Below are 16620 nucleotides of genomic sequence, written 5' to 3' on the forward strand. Positions count from 1 at the left end.
CGCCCGATCTGCTTCAGTCGCCCACCGACGCCTCCGCCTCCGCGGGCCGAGGCGTCCCGTCGGACACGTCCGCGGGCCGGTCGGGGTTGTCGCGGCGGCGGAACAGGCGCATCGCCAGCGGCTCGGTGAAGCGGGCGGTGAGCGGGCCGAGGACGACCAGGATGAGCACGTAGGCCGTGGCCAGCGGGCCCAGGGACGGTTCGATCCCGGCCGACACCGCCAGTCCGGCGATGACGATGGAGAACTCGCCGCGCGCCACCAGCGCACCGCCCGCGCGCCAGCGGCCCTTGACGGAGATCCCGGCACGCCGCGCCGCCCAGTACCCCGTCGCGATCTTCGTCACGGCGGTCAGCAGGGCCAGCGCCAGCGCGGGCAGCAGGACCGGCGGGATGCTGGCCGGATCGGTGTGCAGTCCGAAGAAGACGAAGAAGACGGCGGCGAACAGATCCCGCAGCGGGCTCAGCAGCGTGTGCGCGCCCTCTGCCACCTCACCGGACAGCGCGATGCCCACCAGGAACGCCCCGACCGCGGCCGACACCTGGAGCTGCTGGGCGACGCCGGCGACCAGGATCGTCAGGCCCAGCACCACCAGCAGCAGCTTCTCCGGGTCGTCGCTGGAGACGAACCGGGAGATCAGCCGGCCGTAGCGGACCGCCACGAACAGGACCAGCCCGGCGGCGGCCAGCGCGACCGCCAGCGTGATGCTGCCGGTCATCAGCCCGGCGCCGGCCACCAGCGCGGTGACGATCGGCAGGTACACCGCCATCGCCAGGTCCTCCAGGACCAGCACGCTGAGGATCACCGGGGTCTCCCGGTTGCCGACCCGGCCCAGGTCACCGAGGACCTTCGCGATCACACCGGACGATGAGATCCATGTGACGCCGGCCAGGACGACGGCGGCCACCGGACCCCAGCCCAGCAGCAGCGCGGCCACCGCACCGGGCACCGCGTTGAGCGCGCAGTCGACCAGACCGGCGGGATAGTGCGACTTCAGGTTGGTGACCAGGTCACCGGCCGTGTACTCCAGGCCGAGCATCAGCAGCAGGAGGATGACGCCGATCTCGGCGCCGGTCGCCACGAACTCCTCGCTCGCTCCGAGCGGCAGCAGCCCGCCCTCGCCGAAGGCCAGGCCGGCCAGCAGGTACAGCGGGATGGGGGAGAGGCGGTAGCGGCCGGCGAACCGGCCGAGCAGCCCGAGCCCCAGGATGATGGAACCGAACTCGATCAGCAGAACCGCGGAGTGCACCGGCTCACTCCTGCCCGAGTATCGCCGCGGCCGAGTCGACGCCCTCACGGGTGCCGATGACGATCAGGATGTCACCACCGGACAGCCGGAAGTCCGGCGCGGGCGACGGAATCGCCTCGGCCCGGCGCAGCACCGCCACGATGGACGCGCCCGTGTCGGTGCGCATCCGGGTGTCGCCCAGCACCCGCCCGTTCCAGCGGGACGTGGCGGACACCTCGATCCGCTCGGCGACCAGCCCCAGATCGGTGGTGTACAGCAGGCTCGCGCTGTGGTGGGACGGCTTCAGCGTGTCGATCAGCGCACCCGCCTCCTGCCCGGTGAGCCGGAGCGAGTGGGCGCAGGAGTCGGGGTCGTCGGCCCGGTACACGTTCACCGTGCGGGCGCCGTCGCGGTGCGCCACCACCGAGAGATGGCGGTGTTCCCGGGTCACCAGGTCGTACTGGACCCCGATACCCGGTAGCGGCGTCGCCCTCAGGCGTGGAGCGGACACGAGTCTTCCCCTCAGTCGTCCTGCATGTCTTGCGTGTCTTGCTGCGCGTTTCCGCACGTCCGGGACGTGCGCGCGACCTCGCCATGCTGTCACCCGCACGTACGGTGGCGGTATGGGTGTCGTGACGGATATACGCGGCCGGTCGTGGGCGGCGAGACTGGTTCCGGCCGTGTTGCGTGCGAGGGCCGGGAGGAGCGGAAAGCGGACCGTGTCGCTGTTCTGGCGGATCTTCTCGCTCAACGCCGTGGGCCTGGTCGTGGCCACCGCGCTGCTGCTGGGACCGGTCACCGTCTCGACGCCGGTCCTGCCGCACGAGGCCCTGATCCTGCTCGCCGGCCTCACCGCCCTGCTGGCCGGCAACGCGGTCGTCCTGCGCCTGGGACTCACCCCGCTGCACCGGCTGGGCCGCGCCATGAGCACTGCCGACCTTCTGGTGCCCGGCACCCGCCCGGAGGTCGCCGGGCCGGCCGAGGCCGCCGAGCTGATCGCGACGTACAACACGATGCTCGACCGGCTCCAGGCCGAACGCGCCGCCGGCGCCGGCCGCGCGCTGCACGCCCAGGAGCGCGAGCGCCACCGCATCGCCCGCGAGCTGCACGACGAGGTCGGCCAGACCCTCACCGCCGTCCTGCTCCAGCTCAAGCGCGTCGCCGACCGGGTGCCCGGCGAGCTGCGCGAGGAGGTGTCCCTCGCCCAGGAGGCCACCCGCGCCGGTCTGGACGAGATCCGCCGCATCGCGCGCCGGCTGCGCCCCGGCGTCCTGGAGGAGCTCGGCCTCGCCAGCGCCCTGCGCGCGCTCGCCGCCGAGTTCACGCACCACGGGCTCACCGTCGCCCACCACGTCCCTGGCGACCTCCCCCCGCTCACCCCGGAGGCCGAACTCGTGATCTACCGGGTCGCCCAGGAGAGCCTGACCAACACCGCCCGCCATTCCGCCGCCGGCCGCGCCGACCTCACCCTGCGGCCGCTGCCGGGCGGCATCGAACTGCTCGTCCGCGACAACGGCGCCGGCCTCGGCGAGGCCCCCGAGGGCGCCGGCATCCGTGGGATGCGCGAACGGGCCCTGCTGATCGGAGCCGAGATCCACCTCGAACCCGCCCCCGGCCGGGGCACCGCCGTACGCCTGCGCATCCCGGTCCCGGCCGGGGAGCCGCACGTTCCGTCCCCGCACCTGCCCGGGGACGCGAACCCGGCCACGGACCCAGCCGCAGCCCCGGCCACGGACCGAACCGCAGCCCCGGCCACGGACCCAGCCGCAGCCCCGGCCACGGACCGAACCGCAGCCCCGGCCACGGACCCAGCCGCAGACCGCCCCGGAGACCGCACCTGATGTCCGCACGGCCCCCGATCCGCGTCCTGCTCGCCGACGACCACACCCTCGTCCGCCGCGGAGTGCGCCTCATCCTGGACGGCGAACCGGACCTCACGGTCGTCGCCGAGGCCGGGGACGGCGCCGAGGCCGTCGCGGCGGCCCGGGCCACCGAGGTCGACCTCGCCGTCCTGGACGTCGCCATGCCCCGCATGACCGGCCTCCAGGCGGCCCGCGAACTCTCCCGCCGCCTGCCACGGCTGCGCATCCTCATCCTGACCATGTACGACAACGAGCAGTATTTCTTCGAGGCCCTCAAGGCCGGGGCCTGCGGATACGTCCTCAAGTCCGTCGCCGACCGCGACCTGGTCGAGGCGTGCCGCGCGGCCGTGCGCGACGAGCCGTTCATCTACCCGGGCGCGGAGCGGGCGCTCGTCCGCTCCTACCTGGACCGCCTGCACGGCGGCGGCGGGCTGCCCGAGCGGCCCATCACCGAACGCGAGGAGGAGATCCTCAAGCTCGTCGCCGAGGGCCACACCTCCAAGGAGATCGGGGAGCTGCTGTTCATCAGCGCCAAGACCGTCGAACGCCACCGCGCCAACCTCCTGCAGAAACTGGGCGTCCGCGACCGCCTGGAACTCACCCGGTACGCGATCCGCGCGGGCCTCATCGAGCCCTGACCAGCCCTGACCTGCCGTGACCCCGGTTGTCCACAGGCGGCCCGGGCCACCGTCGCGGACCGCCTACCCTTATTGCCATGAGCAGCATCGACCGGAGCCAGTCAGTGGGCGGCACGCGCACCTACGAAGTACGCACCTACGGGTGCCAGATGAACGTCCACGACTCCGAGCGGTTGTCCGGGCTGCTGGAGGACGCGGGCTACGTCCGCGCCCCCGAGGGCGCCGACGGCGACGCGGACGTCGTCGTCTTCAACACCTGCGCCGTGCGGGAGAACGCCGACAACAAGCTGTACGGCAACCTCGGCCACCTCGCCCCGAAGAAGGCGAGCCGGCCCGGGATGCAGATCGCGGTCGGCGGCTGCCTGGCGCAGAAGGACCGCGACACCATCGTGAAGCGCGCGCCGTGGGTCGACGTCGTCTTCGGCACGCACAACATCGGCAAGCTCCCCGTGCTCCTGGAGCGCGCCCGCGTGCAGGAGGAGGCGCAGGTCGAGATCGCCGAGTCCCTGGAGGCGTTCCCGTCCACGCTGCCCACCCGGCGCGAGAGCGCCTACGCGGCCTGGGTCTCCATCTCGGTCGGCTGCAACAACACCTGCACCTTCTGCATCGTCCCCGCGCTGCGCGGCAAGGAGAAGGACCGTCGCCCCGGCGACATCCTCGCCGAGGTCGAGGCCCTGGTCGCCGAGGGCGTCAGCGAGATCACCCTCCTCGGGCAGAACGTGAACGCCTACGGCTCCGACATCGGCGACCGCGAGGCCTTCAGCAAGCTGCTGCGCGCCTGCGGGAACATCGAGGGCCTGGAGCGCGTCCGCTTCACCTCCCCGCACCCGCGCGACTTCACCGACGACGTCATCGCCGCCATGGCCGAGACGCCGAACGTGATGCCGCAGCTGCACATGCCGCTCCAGTCCGGCTCGGACCCGGTCCTGAAGGCGATGCGCCGTTCCTACCGGCAGGAGCGCTACCTGGGGATCATCGAGAAGGTGCGGGCCGCCATCCCGCACGCGGCGATCACCACCGACATCATCGTGGGCTTCCCCGGCGAGACCGAGGAGGACTTCCAGCAGACCCTGCACGTGGTGCGCGAGGCCCGGTTCGCGCAGGCCTACACCTTCCAGTACTCGAAGCGCCCCGGCACCCCGGCCGCCGAGATGGACGACCAGATCCCCAAGGCGGTCGTGCAGGAGCGGTACGAGCGTCTCGTCGCCCTCCAGGAGGAGATCTCCTGGGAGGAGAACAAGAAGCAGGTCGGCCGCACGCTGGAGCTGATGGTCGCCGAGGGCGAGGGCCGCAAGGACGGCACCACCCACCGCCTCTCCGGCCGTGCCCCCGACAACCGCCTCGTGCACTTCACCAAGCCCGAGCAGGAGGTCCGCCCCGGCGACGTGGTGACCGTGGAGATCACCTACGCCGCCCCGCACCACCTCCTCGCCGAGGGCGCGGTGCTCGACGTGCGCCGTACGCGTGCGGGCGACGCCTGGGAGAAGCGCAACGCCGCCGAGCAGGCCAAGCCGGCCGGCGTCATGCTGGGCCTGCCCAAGATCGGCGTGCCCGAGCCCCAGCCCGCCGTGGCGAGCGGCTGCGGCTGCGACTGACCGCAGGGCGCGGTGCCCGGCCCCGGCCGGACGGGGTTACGCTGCCGATCATGCTTGTCGCCGCCGCTGTCTGCCCCTGTCCGCCGCTCCTCGTGCCGGAGGTCGCCGCGGGTGCCGCCCCCGAGCTGGACGCCGCGCGCGCCGCGTGCACGGACGCGCTGGGCGTGCTCGCCGCGGCCCGGCCCGACCGGCTCGTGGTCGTCGGACCCGCGCCGGACGCCGGGCCCGAGGTCTATCCGGCGGGCACGCGCGGCTCGTTCCGGGGCTTCGGTGTGGAGCTGGACGTGCGCCTCGGCCCGGACGAGACTCCGCGCGAGGACCCGCGGCCCGGGATCGAGCTGCCGTACGGACTCGCCGTGGGCGCCTGGCTGCTGCGGCGGACCGGATGGGCCGACGCCCCCGTCGAGGGACTCGGCGTCGGCGAGCACCTCCCGGCCGAGCGGTGTGCCGCCCTCGGCCGCGACATCGCCACGCGGGCACCGCGGGTGGCGCTGCTGGTGCTGGGAGACGCCAGCGCGTGCCGCACCCTCAAGGCCCCCGGATACCTGGACGAGCGGGCGGCGCCCTTCGACGCGGCGGCCGGGCGTGCCCTGGGGACGGCCGACGTGGCCGCCCTCGCGGCGCTGGACGCCGGACTGGCCCGCGAGCTGAAGGTGTCCGGGCGGGCCCCCTGGCAGGTCCTCGCGGGCGCGGCAGAGGGTACGGCCCTCACCGGCGCGCTGCTGTACGAGGACGCGCCGTACGGAGTGGGATACGTGGCGGCCGCCTGGACGTAGGCACGGGTACCGAACCGTGGGGACGGACCGGCCGGACGGACCGCGAACGGGTCGCCGTACGAAGCGGGGAAGAGACCCCGAGCGTGCCGGGAACGCGACGGCGGACGGCCGCGAAGCTGATCCGCTCCGCGGCCGTCCGTCAGTGTGCCGGTCGGCGTCCCGGTGGTCGGCCCGTTCACGCCGATGCGCGTCCCGTTCGTGCCGAGGCGCGCGGGCGCGTCAGGAAGCCGGCGGCGGGCCCGCCGGCGGTGGCCCGGCCGGAGGCGTGCCACCGGGCGGGGTGCCCGGAGCACCTCCGTCGTCCTTGTGGGCGAGGCGGTCCATGGCACCTTTGGCCTTGCCCGTACCCGACTGGATCCGGTCGCTGTACTTGCCCTTGGTCCTCTCGTCGACGGTCTTCGCCATCTTGTCGAGACCGCGGTCGATCTTGTCCCCGTGCTGTTGCGCGAGGTCGGAGACCTTGCCCTTCGCCGGTCCCAGCTTGGCCTTCAAGTTGTCCAGCAGACCCATGGTTCGCCTTCCCTCACGGGGCGGTCAGGTGCGGGCGCCCTTGTCGGCCTCGTTGTCGACGGCCTCCCCCGCGGACTGCTGCTTGGGGATCCCGACGCTCTCGGAGTCGGCGTCCTCCGCGGTGTCCGTCACCGCCGGTGCCGTCTCCCCGACGCCGGTGTCGGCCGGTCCGTTCGCCTCGGCCACCTTCTCGTCCGCCGTGCTCCCGGGGGCCGGTGTCTCGGCCCGCGTCTCGGCGGCCGACGCTTCCTCCGTGGTCTTCGACCTCCGAAAAAGCCGTGCAAAAACGCCCATATCAACTCCATACGTTACTCGTGCGGGCGAAATCCCGCGGCATCCGGTGCGTCCGCTCGCGCGGTCGCGGCCGGCGCCCCGGTGCGTCGGGGGTGAGAACCCCGCAACGGGCAACGAGTCCCGTCCGGCACCGTCACGTAACTCGTTCGAGAGCGGGGCGCGAGGTTTGGGAGACTGGGGCGGTGAGCAGCGCACCCCCCGCCCCCCGCGTCATCGCCGTCGTCGGTCCCACCGCGGCCGGAAAGTCCGATCTGGGCGTCTTCCTGGCCCAGCGACTCGGCGGCGAGGTCGTCAACGCCGACTCCATGCAGCTGTACCGAGGGATGGACATCGGCACCGCCAAACTGACGCCCGAGGAACGCGACGGTGTCCCGCACCACCTGCTCGACATCTGGGACGTGTCCGTCACGGCCTCGGTCGCCGCGTACCAGCGCCTCGCGCGGGAGCGGATCGACGCGCTGCTCGCCGAGGGACGCTGGCCGATCCTGGTCGGCGGCTCGGGTCTCTACGTCCGCGGCGCCGTCGACAACCTGGAGTTCCCCGGCACCGACCCCGAGGTCAGGGCCCGGCTGGAGGAAGAGCTCGCGCTGCGCGGCTCGGGGGCGCTGCACGCGCGCCTCGCCGCCGCCGACCCCGGCGCCGCGCGGGCGATCCTGCCGAGCAACGGGCGCCGGATCGTGCGGGCCCTGGAGGTGATCGAGATCACCGGCAAGCCCTTCACCGCGAACCTCCCCGGCCACGACTCGGTCTACGACACCGTGCAGATCGGCGTAGACGTGGCCCGCCCCGAACTGGACGAGCGCATCGCGCGCCGGGTCGACCGGATGTGGGAGGCAGGCCTGGTGGACGAGGTGCGGGCGCTGGAGGCACAGGGGTTGCGCGAGGGGCGTACGGCGTCGCGCGCGCTGGGTTACCAGCAGGTGCTCGGGGCGCTCGCCGGCGAGTGCACGCTGGAGGAGGCGCGGGCCGAGACCGTCCGTGCCACCAAGCGCTTCGCGCGCCGTCAGGATTCGTGGTTCAGGCGCGATCCGCGGGTGCACTGGTTGAGTGGGGCTGTGGCGGATCGCACGGAACTTCCGCGCCTCGCGCTGTCGTTGGTCGAACGACCGGTTACAGCCTGATCACGTGATGGCATCGGGACGCCCCGGCCGTCATCGCGGCCTTCGGCGCCGTGCCATCATCGAGCTTCGATCGACCGAGTGAGTCCTAGTTGGGAGGGCGCGTGGCGATGGAGGCCGGCCCTCGTGACACCGCACCGAGCACCGAGCACGGCACCGCCGACCCCGGCGAGGCGGAGCCGGACGGAGCCCGCCTGAGCCCCGACGGTCCCGACGAGACGCCGGACGGTGTGGTCACCGACGGCCCCGAGCCCGACGAGATGTACGGGGACGAGGTCGAGGTGGAGCTGCGCCCGCAGCGGCGGCTGCGGATCTGGCAGCTCGCGCCCATCGTGTGCCTGGCCTCGCTCGGCTCCCTGATGTTCGCCTTCCCGCTCGCCTTCGACTTCGGCGACAGCGGGGCCGTGATCGCGATGCTGGGGCTGCTGATCTGCTCCTGCGCCGCAGGCTGGGGCATGATGGCCGCCCGCCGGGTCGGCCACACCTGGCCGGGCCTGCCGCAGCGCGGTTCGGGACGCCGTGCCGACTGGCGGGTGATCCTCGCGTACGCCGTCGCGGTCGCCGCCGTCGTCGTCCTGGCCGTGTGGCGGGTGGCCCGCCTGCGCGGCTGACGCCCCCGCCCCGCCGGCACCGTCCCCCGACACCCCTGCGCGGCCCTGCCGCCGGTGCCGGTCGGGGCCCGCGTGCGGGCGGCTGCCGTCCCGAGGAACGGAGCGCTCGTCGTCGTGCCGCCGGTACGCCGTACGATCGAGGAATGAGCACGCGGATCGCCTTCCTCAAGGGTCACGGCACCGAGAACGACTTCGTGATCGTCCCGGACCCGGAGAACGCCGTCGACCTGCCGCCCGCCGCCGTCGCCGCCCTGTGCGACCGCCGCGCGGGCATCGGCGGTGACGGACTGCTGCACGTGGTGCGGTCCGCGGCGCACCCCGAGGCCAAGGACATGGCGGCCGAGGCGGAGTGGTTCATGGACTACCGCAACGGTGACGGCTCGGTCGCCGAGATGTGCGGCAATGGCGTGCGGGTCTTCGCGCGCTACCTCCAGCACGCCGGCCACGTCACCGCCGGCGACCTCGCCGTCGCCACCCGCGGGGGCGTGAAGCGGGTGCACCTCTCCAAGGACGGCGACGTCACCGTCGGCATGGGCCGGGCACTGCTCCCCGAGGGCGACGTCGAGGTGAGCGTCGGCGAGCGCAGCTGGCCCGCACGGAACGTGAACATGGGCAATCCGCACGCCGTGGCGTTCGTCGCCGACCTGGAGCACGCGGGACTGCTGTACGACCCGCCTCCGTACCGCCCGGCCGCGGCCTACCCCGACGGGGTGAACGTCGAGTTCGTGGTCGACCGGGGCCCCCGTCACGTGGCGATGCGCGTGCACGAGCGCGGTTCCGGTGAGACCCGTTCGTGCGGCACCGGCGCATGCGCCGTCGCCGTCGCCGCCGCCCGCAGGGACGGCGTCGACCCGGCCGTCACCGGCACCCCGGTGACGTACACCGTCGACGTGCCCGGCGGCACCCTGGTGATCACCGAACGACCCGACGGCGAGATCGAGATGACCGGCCCCGCGGTGATCGTGGCCGAGGGCGAGATCGACACGACATGGCTGGAGGAGGTCCTGAGCTGAACCACAGCCCGGTCCATGACACTCAGTGCGAAAACGTAAACCCTCGGGCCTTCGCTCGAATGGGTGATCCGTTTCACGCTCGGCGAGAGGCGGTCGGCGGTACGTGATGGGCTCGATAGCATCAAGCACCGGCCCGGACGGGGGATCGATGCCATCCCCTGAGCCGTGTCCGCCCTGGGGCACCCCGTCCGCCGGTCCGTGCAGCCGGAGGTGCCCATGAATGCGGAGGCCGTGAATCCCGCGAGCCCAGGCCCTGTGACGCCGCCGGTCGCCGGTGCCGCCACACCGGCGGCGCCCCGCAGGAAGGCCCGGGCCCGTATCGACCTGCGCCGTCTCGGCCGCGCTGCGCTCCTCGGCACCGCCGCCCGCGACCGGCTGCCCGACGCGATCGGCCACGTCGTCGAGGCCCACCGTGCCCACCACCCCGACGCCGACCTCGACCCCCTGCGCCGTGCCTATCTGCTCGCCGAGTCCTCGCACCGCGGCCAGATGCGCAAGAGCGGCGAGCCGTACATCACCCACCCGCTCGCCGTGACCCTGATCCTCGCCGAACTCGGCGCGGAGACCACGACCCTGACCGCCTCCCTCCTCCACGACACCGTCGAGGACACGGACGTGACGCTGGATCAGGTCGGCGAGCAGTTCGGCGCCGAGGTCCGCTATCTCGTCGACGGCGTCACCAAACTGGAGAAGGTCGACTACGGCGCCGCCGCCGAGCCCGAGACCTTCCGCAAGATGCTCGTCGCCACCGGCAACGACGTCCGCGTGATGTCGATCAAACTCGCCGACCGGCTGCACAACATGCGCACCCTCGGCGTCATGCGCCAGGAGAAACAGGAGCGCATCGCCAAGGTCACCCGGGACGTCCTCATCCCGCTCGCCGAACGGCTCGGCGTCCAGGCGCTCAAGTCGGAGCTGGAGGACCTCGTCTTCGCGGTGCTGCACCCCGAGGAGCACGCGCACACCCGGGAGCTGATCGCCGAGAACGCGGCCCGCACGGACGACCCGCTCGCCGCCGTCGCCGACGAGGTGCGCAAGGTGCTCCGCGAGGCCGACATCACCGCCGAGGTCCTCATCCGGCCCCGGCACTTCGTCTCCGTGCACCGCGTCTCCCGCAAGCGCGGCCCGCTCTCCGGCGCCGACTTCGGCCGTCTGCTGGTCCTCGTCCAGGAGGACGCCGACTGCTACGCCGTCCTCGGCGAACTGCACACCTGCATGACGCCCGTCGTCTCCGAGTTCAAGGACTTCATCGCCGTACCCAAGTTCAACCTGTACCAGTCGCTGCACACCGCCGTGGCCCGCGCGCAGGACGGCCAGGTCGTCGAAGTCCTCATCCGCACCCACCAGATGCACAAGGTCGCCGAGGCCGGAGTCGTCGCGCTCGGCAACCCCTACGCCACACCGGCGGAGGAGCAGGGCACGGGCGACGAGGAGCGCGTCGACCCCACCCGGCCCGGCTGGCTCTCCCGGCTGCTCGACTGGCAGCGGGGCGCACCCGACCCCGACACCTTCTGGTCCACCCTGCGCGAGGACCTCGCCCAGGACCGGGAGATCACCGTCTTCCGCCCCGACGGCGGCACCCTCGGCCTGCCCGAGGGCGCGACCTGCGTGGACGCCGCGTACGCCCAGTACGGCGAGGACGCGCACGCGGCCATGGGCGCCTACGTCAACGGCCGCCTGGCCACGATGAGCACGGTGCTCCGGGACGGCGACACCGTGCAGCTCCTGATGGGGCAGGACCCCGCCTCCGAGCCCTCCCGGGAGTGGCTGGAGCACGCCCACACACCCGCCGCCCGGATCGCCATCCAGCGTCGGCTCGCGGCCCGTCCGGCACCGGCCGACACCGAGGAAACGACCCGCGGTCGGCCCTCCCCGCCGGCACCGGAGACGCCCGCCCCGCGTCCGACCGCGGGCGGACCGGCGACCCGCCCCGCGCCCGCCGACGTGCTCGTCGACCGGCCCGGCGCGACCGTGCGGCTGGCCCGCTGCTGCACCCCCGTACCGCCCGACGAGATCACCGGCTTCGCGGTGCGCGGGGGAGTGGTGACCGTGCACCGCGCGGAGTGTGCCGTGGTGGCGCGCATGAAGAGCGGGGGGCGCCCGGAGGTCGGAGTGCGCTGGGGTGAGACCACCGAGTGCCGGGTCACGCTGCTCGCCGAATCGTTCGGCCGGCCGCATCTCCTGGCCGACCTCACCGAGGCCATGGCCCTCGAAGGCGCCGAGATCGTCTCCGCCACCGTCGAACCCCCCGACCGGCAGCGGGTCCGCCACAGCTACACCGTGCTGCTGCCGGACGCCGCCCGGCTGCCCGCCCTCATGCGCGCGATGCGCGACGTGGCCGGCGTCTACGACGTGAGCAGGGCGCAACCGCAGCCGACGGGCGCCTGAGCCGCAGCGTTGCCGGACCGGCCGTCAGGGTGCGGTGCCGGTACGGCGTGTCCATTCGGGTGCTCCGGGCGCGCGCCGTCGCCGCGGCCCGCGTGCGCGCTGATAGCCGTGGGGGATGCTGTACACCCCTCACACCCCGGCTTCCCGCCCCCGCGCGCATGCCCGCCGCCGGCTCAGGGCCGCGGCGCTGCTCGCCTCGGCCGTCTCCGTCTCCCTGGTCGCCGCGAGCGCGCCGCCGGTCCCGCTGGGCGTCGGCGACCGGCTCTTCCCGCACCTGGGCAATCCCGGGTACGACGTGACCGCCTACGACCTGTCCTTCATCTACTCCGGAAGCAACGGCAAGCCGCTGAAGGCTGTCACCACCATCGACGCCCGGACGACGGCCGGCCTGGACCGGGTCAACCTCGACTTCGCCCACGGAAAGGTCGAGTCGGTCGAGGTCGACGGCGAGCCCGCCGGCTTCGCCACGGCCGGCGAGGATCTCGTGGTCACGCCCGGGGAGCCCCTCGACGCGGGCGAGCGGACGCGGATCACCGTGCGGCACAGCAGCGACCCCGTGTACCCCGAGGACCGGCAGGGCGGCTGGGTGCGCACGGCCGACGGGCTCGCCATGGCCAACCAGGCCGACGTCGCCCACCTGGTCTTCCCCTGCAACGACCACCCCTCCGACAAGGCGCGCTTCACCATCCGCGTCACCGCACCCGACGGGCTCACCGCGGTCGCGAACGGGCTGCCGACGGCCGTGGACCGGTCCGGCGGGTCGACCACCTGGACGTACCGGACCGCACATCCCATGGCGACCGAACTGGCCCAGGTCTCCATCGGCCGCTCCACCGTGCTCCACCGCACCGGCCCCCACGGCCTGCCCGTGCGCGACGTCGTGCCGACCAAGCACCGCGCGGCGCTCGAACCGTGGCTGAAGAAGACCCCCGCCCAGATCGCCTGGATGGAGAGCAAGGTCGGGCGCTACCCCTTCGAGACCTACGGCGTGCTCATGGCCGACGCCACCACCGGCTTCGAACTCGAGACCCAGACGCTGTCCCTCTTCGAGCGGGAGCTGTTCAGCGAACCCGCCTACCCCCGGTGGTACGTAGAGTCGATCATGGTGCACGAGCTGTCCCACCAGTGGTTCGGCAACAGCGTCGGCCCGCACTCCTGGTCCGACCTCTGGCTCAACGAAGGACACGCCACCTGGTACGAGGCCCTGTACGCCGAGGAGAAGGCGGACCGGCCCCTGGAGGCGAGGATGAAGGCCGCCTACGGCGCGTCCGACCGCTGGCGCGCGGCGGGCGGACCCCCGGCCGCGCCCGAGCCGCCGAAGAAGGGCAGCAAGACCGGCATCTTCCGGGCCAACGTCTACGACGGCGCCGCGCTCGTCCTCTACGCCCTGCGCCAGGAGATCGGCGCCCCGGCCTTCGAGCGCCTCGAACGGGAATGGGCCGTCCGGTACCGGGACCGCACCGCGACGACCGCGGACTTCGTCCGCCTCGCCTCCGAGATCGCCGGCCGTGACCTGGGCCGTTTTCTCCAGGGCTGGCTGTACGGCAAGAAGACCCCGCCGATGCCCGGCCACCCGGACTGGAAGCCGACGGCGGCCGACAAGGCACCGCCGGCCCCCACCGGCAAGGCCCGCGGGGAATAAGCCGGTGACGAGACGGCCCGTGCCGTGCGACCATCTTCGGGACGGCGCGGCACGGGCCGCGGGAATCTCCCCGGCGGCTCGCGCGTTGTGCACAGTGTCGCGGTACCAGTGCCGCGCGACACGTTTCCCAGCTACGTAAGGATCCAATGACCTCCTCTTCTTCCCCCTCCCAGGACACCAAGCGTCTCGCGCAGACCTACCTCGAGGGCCTTCGGGCCGATGCCCTGATGGAAGAGGACGTCGCCTGGAGCCACGAGAACGACTCGGAATGGGACGGCGAGCAGTTCGACCGCTCCGACCGCGCGGCTCTGCGCCGGGTGGCGGGCCTGTCCACCGAGCTCGAGGACGTCACCGAGGTCGAGTACCGCCAGCTCCGCCTGGAGCGGGTCGTCCTCGTCGGCGTCTGGACCACGGGCACCGTGCAGGACGCTGAGAACTCCCTCGCGGAGCTCGCCGCCCTCGCGGAGACCGCGGGCGCGCTCGTGCTCGACGGCGTGATCCAGCGCCGCGACAAGCCCGACGCGGCCACCTACATCGGCTCCGGCAAGGCCCTGGAGCTGCGTGACGTCGTCGTCGAGACCGGCGCCGACACCGTCATCTGCGACGGTGAGCTCAGCCCCGGTCAGCTGATCCATCTCGAGGACGTCGTCAAGGTCAAGGTCATCGACCGTACGGCCCTGATCCTGGACATCTTCGCCCAGCACGCCAAGTCCCGAGAGGGCAAGGCGCAGGTGGCGCTCGCGCAGATGCAGTACATGCTGCCGCGGCTGCGAGGCTGGGGTCAGTCGCTGTCCCGGCAGATGGGCGGCGGCAAGGGCGGCGGCCTCGCCACCCGCGGTCCCGGTGAGACCAAGATCGAGACGGACCGGCGCCGGATCCGCGAGAAGATGGCGAAGATGCGCCGGGAGATCGCGGAGATGAAGACCGGCCGCGAGATCAAGCGCCAGGAACGCCGGCGCAACAAAGTGCCGTCCGTGGCCATCGCGGGCTACACCAACGCCGGCAAGTCCTCGCTGCTCAACCGCCTCACCGGCGCGGGCGTGCTGGTGGAGAACGCGCTGTTCGCCACCCTCGACCCGACCGTGCGCCGTGCCGAGACCCCGAGCGGACGGCTGTACACCCTGGCGGACACCGTCGGCTTCGTCCGGCACCTGCCGCACCACCTGGTCGAGGCGTTCCGCTCCACGATGGAGGAGGTCGGCGACTCCGACCTGATCCTGCACGTGGTCGACGGTTCGCACCCGACCCCGGAGGAGCAGCTGGCCGCCGTGCGCGAGGTGATCAGGGACGTCGGCGCCACCGACGTGCCGGAGATCGTCGTGATCAACAAGGCCGACATGGCCGACCCGCTGACACTCCAGCGGCTGATGCGCATCGAGAAGCGGTCCATCGCGGTCTCGGCACGCACCGGCCTGAACATCGACCAGCTGCTCGCACTCATCGACAGCGAGCTGCCGCACCCGTCGGTCGAGATCGAGGCGCTCGTGCCGTACACCCACGGCAAGCTGGTCGCCCGGGCCCACGACGAGGGCGAGGTGATCTCCGAGGAGCACACCCCGGAGGGCACCCTGATCAAGGTCCGGGTGCACGAGGAGCTGGCGGCGGAGCTCACGCCGTACGCTCCGGCGCCGCTCGCCTGAAGGCCGTGACGACCGAGGGCCCGCCCCCTGCCGACGCAGGAGGCGGGCCCTCGGCCTGTGCGGATCACTGACCGCCGTAGGTCCTGCTCATGTTCTGGTACATCGCCTCGGCCTCCGGGCCCAGCCGCGGGCCCGCCAGCCAGGTGTTCTCCAGCGGACCGATCGAGGTGTTCGAGACCAGCTTGGTCTCGCCGCCCACCACCCGGAACCAGCCGCCGCCGGACGAACCGCCGGTCATGGAGCAGCCGATGCGGTACATCGTCGGCAGCGACGGGCTCAGCGACAGCCGGCCCGGCCGGTCGACGCACTTGAACATCTCCAGGCCGTTGTACGGCGGGGCGGCCGGGTAGCCCCAGGCGCCCATGCTGCCGGCCTCGGCCGCGGACGGGGCGGAGAAGTCCACGTCCAGCGCGGCGCCCACCGTCTCCTCCAGCGACTTGCCGCCCTGCTCCGGCTTCACGTGCAGCACCGAGTAGTCGTACGCGGCCCCGTCGCCGCCCGTCTCCGAGCCACCCTGGATCCACTGTTCGGAGGTCGACGCCCAGTCGGCCCACCAGGTGCCGTACGGGGCCATCTCGACGGACGTCGCGTCGGCCAGCTCGGTCTCCGACTTGCCGAGGTCGTTGTACGACGGCACGAAAGCGATGTTGCGGTACCAGCCGCCGCTGCCGCCCGCGTGCACGCAGTGACCGGCCGTCCACACGAGGTTGGACCTGCCCGGGTGGTTCACGTCCGTGACGACCGTGCCGGAGCAGACCATCGGGCCCTCGGGCGAGTCGAAGAAGACCTTGCCGACCGGGGCGGCGTTCTCGTGGTACGGCCGCTTCTCGGCCTCGGCCTCGACCGGCGCCGGCTCCGGATCGCTGACGCCCTGGTCCGAGGCGGCGTCCTGCGTCGTGACCGTCTTGTCGGCCTCCTTCGCGGACCTCATCCGCTCCGGCTTCCACAGGCCCTCGATCACCGGGTTGACGAAGTCCTTGGCCTCACTGAGCCACGTGTCCTTGTCCCAGTCCTTCCAGCCCCCGTCCCTCCAGTCGTCGACGTCGATGCCGTGCTCCTTGAGCCGGTCGGCGAGGCCGGCCGGGACCTCGACCCGGCCGTCGCCGGCGGAGTCGGCCGCCCGGGAGGTGCCGCCGCTCGGCCTGGCATCGGCCTCGTCCTCGCCGGAACCGCCGCAGGCGGTCGCGGTGAGCGCCAGAGCGGCGACCAGCCCGGCGGCGACGAGTGCGGTGCGCCGCCGCCCGCGCCGTGGCGCGGCGGACACAAGTGTGGAACGCATGGTGAGTCGACCCCCGTTGGATGTACGAA

At 72.8% G+C, this 16620-nt stretch carries 15 protein-coding genes; 10 read left to right on the forward strand and 5 right to left on the reverse strand.

What is annotated here, in order from left to right; genetic code table 11:
• Window positions 1-13 precede the first annotated feature (13 nt).
• Entirely contained in the window at window positions 14-1246 is a 1233-nt protein-coding gene (locus tag IEZ05_RS21325; protein ID WP_189231790.1) for a cation:proton antiporter, read from the reverse strand.
• 4 nt (window positions 1247-1250) lie between these two features.
• A complete protein-coding gene (locus IEZ05_RS21330) occupies window positions 1251-1736 on the reverse strand; it encodes a cation:proton antiporter regulatory subunit (RefSeq protein ID WP_189231791.1) in 486 nt (161 codons plus the stop codon).
• Window positions 1737-1848: 112 nt separating this feature from the next.
• Here IEZ05_RS21330 and IEZ05_RS21335 point away from each other — a divergent pair, with 112 nt between their 5' ends.
• From IEZ05_RS21335 to IEZ05_RS21350, 4 genes are all read left to right on the forward strand, one after another.
• Window positions 1849-3066 (forward strand): HAMP domain-containing sensor histidine kinase, encoded by a 1218-nt coding sequence (locus IEZ05_RS21335; protein ID WP_373298819.1) that lies wholly within the window; start codon window positions 1849-1851, stop codon window positions 3064-3066.
• Complete coding sequence (locus IEZ05_RS21340) at window positions 3066-3725, forward strand: response regulator (RefSeq protein WP_189231792.1); 660 nt, start codon at window positions 3066-3068, stop codon at window positions 3723-3725. The genes IEZ05_RS21335 and IEZ05_RS21340 overlap by 1 nt, the downstream gene beginning before the upstream one ends.
• A 77-nt stretch (window positions 3726-3802) precedes the next feature.
• On the forward strand, window positions 3803-5320 hold the full coding sequence (gene miaB, locus IEZ05_RS21345; RefSeq protein ID WP_189231793.1) for a tRNA (N6-isopentenyl adenosine(37)-C2)-methylthiotransferase MiaB: 1518 nt from the start codon (window positions 3803-3805) through the stop codon (window positions 5318-5320).
• 50 nt (window positions 5321-5370) lie between these two features.
• Window positions 5371-6096 carry a class III extradiol dioxygenase subunit B-like domain-containing protein gene (locus IEZ05_RS21350; RefSeq protein ID WP_189231794.1) on the forward strand — a complete coding sequence of 242 codons (726 nt, stop codon included), beginning with the start codon at window positions 5371-5373 and terminating at the stop codon, window positions 6094-6096.
• Between the two features lie 219 nt (window positions 6097-6315).
• Here the strand turns inward: IEZ05_RS21350 and IEZ05_RS21355 are convergent, their stop codons facing one another.
• The gene (locus IEZ05_RS21355; RefSeq protein WP_189231795.1) at window positions 6316-6606 is read right to left on the reverse strand and encodes an antitoxin; all 291 of its coding nucleotides are present in this window, start codon (window positions 6604-6606) and stop codon (window positions 6316-6318) included.
• A gap of 24 nt (window positions 6607-6630) precedes the next feature.
• Complete coding sequence (locus IEZ05_RS21360) at window positions 6631-6900, reverse strand: hypothetical protein (protein WP_189231796.1); 270 nt, start codon at window positions 6898-6900, stop codon at window positions 6631-6633.
• 182 nt (window positions 6901-7082) lie between these two features.
• Between IEZ05_RS21360 and miaA the strand changes: the two genes are divergently transcribed.
• The 6 genes from miaA (at window position 7083) to hflX (ending at window position 15312) form a co-directional block, all read left to right on the forward strand.
• Complete coding sequence (gene miaA / locus IEZ05_RS21365) at window positions 7083-8021, forward strand: tRNA (adenosine(37)-N6)-dimethylallyltransferase MiaA (protein WP_189231797.1); 939 nt, start codon at window positions 7083-7085, stop codon at window positions 8019-8021.
• A gap of 107 nt (window positions 8022-8128) precedes the next feature.
• Window positions 8129-8629 carry a hypothetical protein gene (locus tag IEZ05_RS21370; protein WP_189231993.1) on the forward strand — a complete coding sequence of 167 codons (501 nt, stop codon included), beginning with the start codon at window positions 8129-8131 and terminating at the stop codon, window positions 8627-8629.
• A 143-nt stretch (window positions 8630-8772) separates the two neighbouring features.
• On the forward strand, window positions 8773-9642 hold the full coding sequence (dapF, locus tag IEZ05_RS21375; RefSeq protein WP_189231798.1) for a diaminopimelate epimerase: 870 nt from the start codon (window positions 8773-8775) through the stop codon (window positions 9640-9642).
• A gap of 216 nt (window positions 9643-9858) precedes the next feature.
• Window positions 9859-12030, forward strand: a complete 2172-nt coding sequence (locus tag IEZ05_RS21380; RefSeq protein WP_189231799.1) for a RelA/SpoT family protein — start codon at window positions 9859-9861, stop codon at window positions 12028-12030.
• Between the two features lie 115 nt (window positions 12031-12145).
• Window positions 12146-13672 (forward strand): M1 family metallopeptidase, encoded by a 1527-nt coding sequence (locus tag IEZ05_RS21385; protein ID WP_189231800.1) that lies wholly within the window; start codon window positions 12146-12148, stop codon window positions 13670-13672.
• 146 nt (window positions 13673-13818) lie between these two features.
• Window positions 13819-15312: a GTPase HflX gene (gene hflX / locus IEZ05_RS21390; protein ID WP_189231801.1), complete on the forward strand. Its 1494-nt coding sequence runs from the start codon at window positions 13819-13821 to the stop codon at window positions 15310-15312.
• Window positions 15313-15376: 64 nt separating this feature from the next.
• Here hflX and IEZ05_RS21395 read toward each other — a convergent pair whose 3' ends face one another.
• Complete coding sequence (locus tag IEZ05_RS21395) at window positions 15377-16591, reverse strand: trypsin-like serine peptidase (RefSeq protein WP_189231802.1); 1215 nt, start codon at window positions 16589-16591, stop codon at window positions 15377-15379.
• Window positions 16592-16620 lie beyond the last annotated feature (29 nt).

It is taken from the genome of Streptomyces flaveolus (assembly GCF_014648815.1).
GTDB classification, from domain to species: domain Bacteria; phylum Actinomycetota; class Actinomycetes; order Streptomycetales; family Streptomycetaceae; genus Streptomyces; species Streptomyces flaveolus.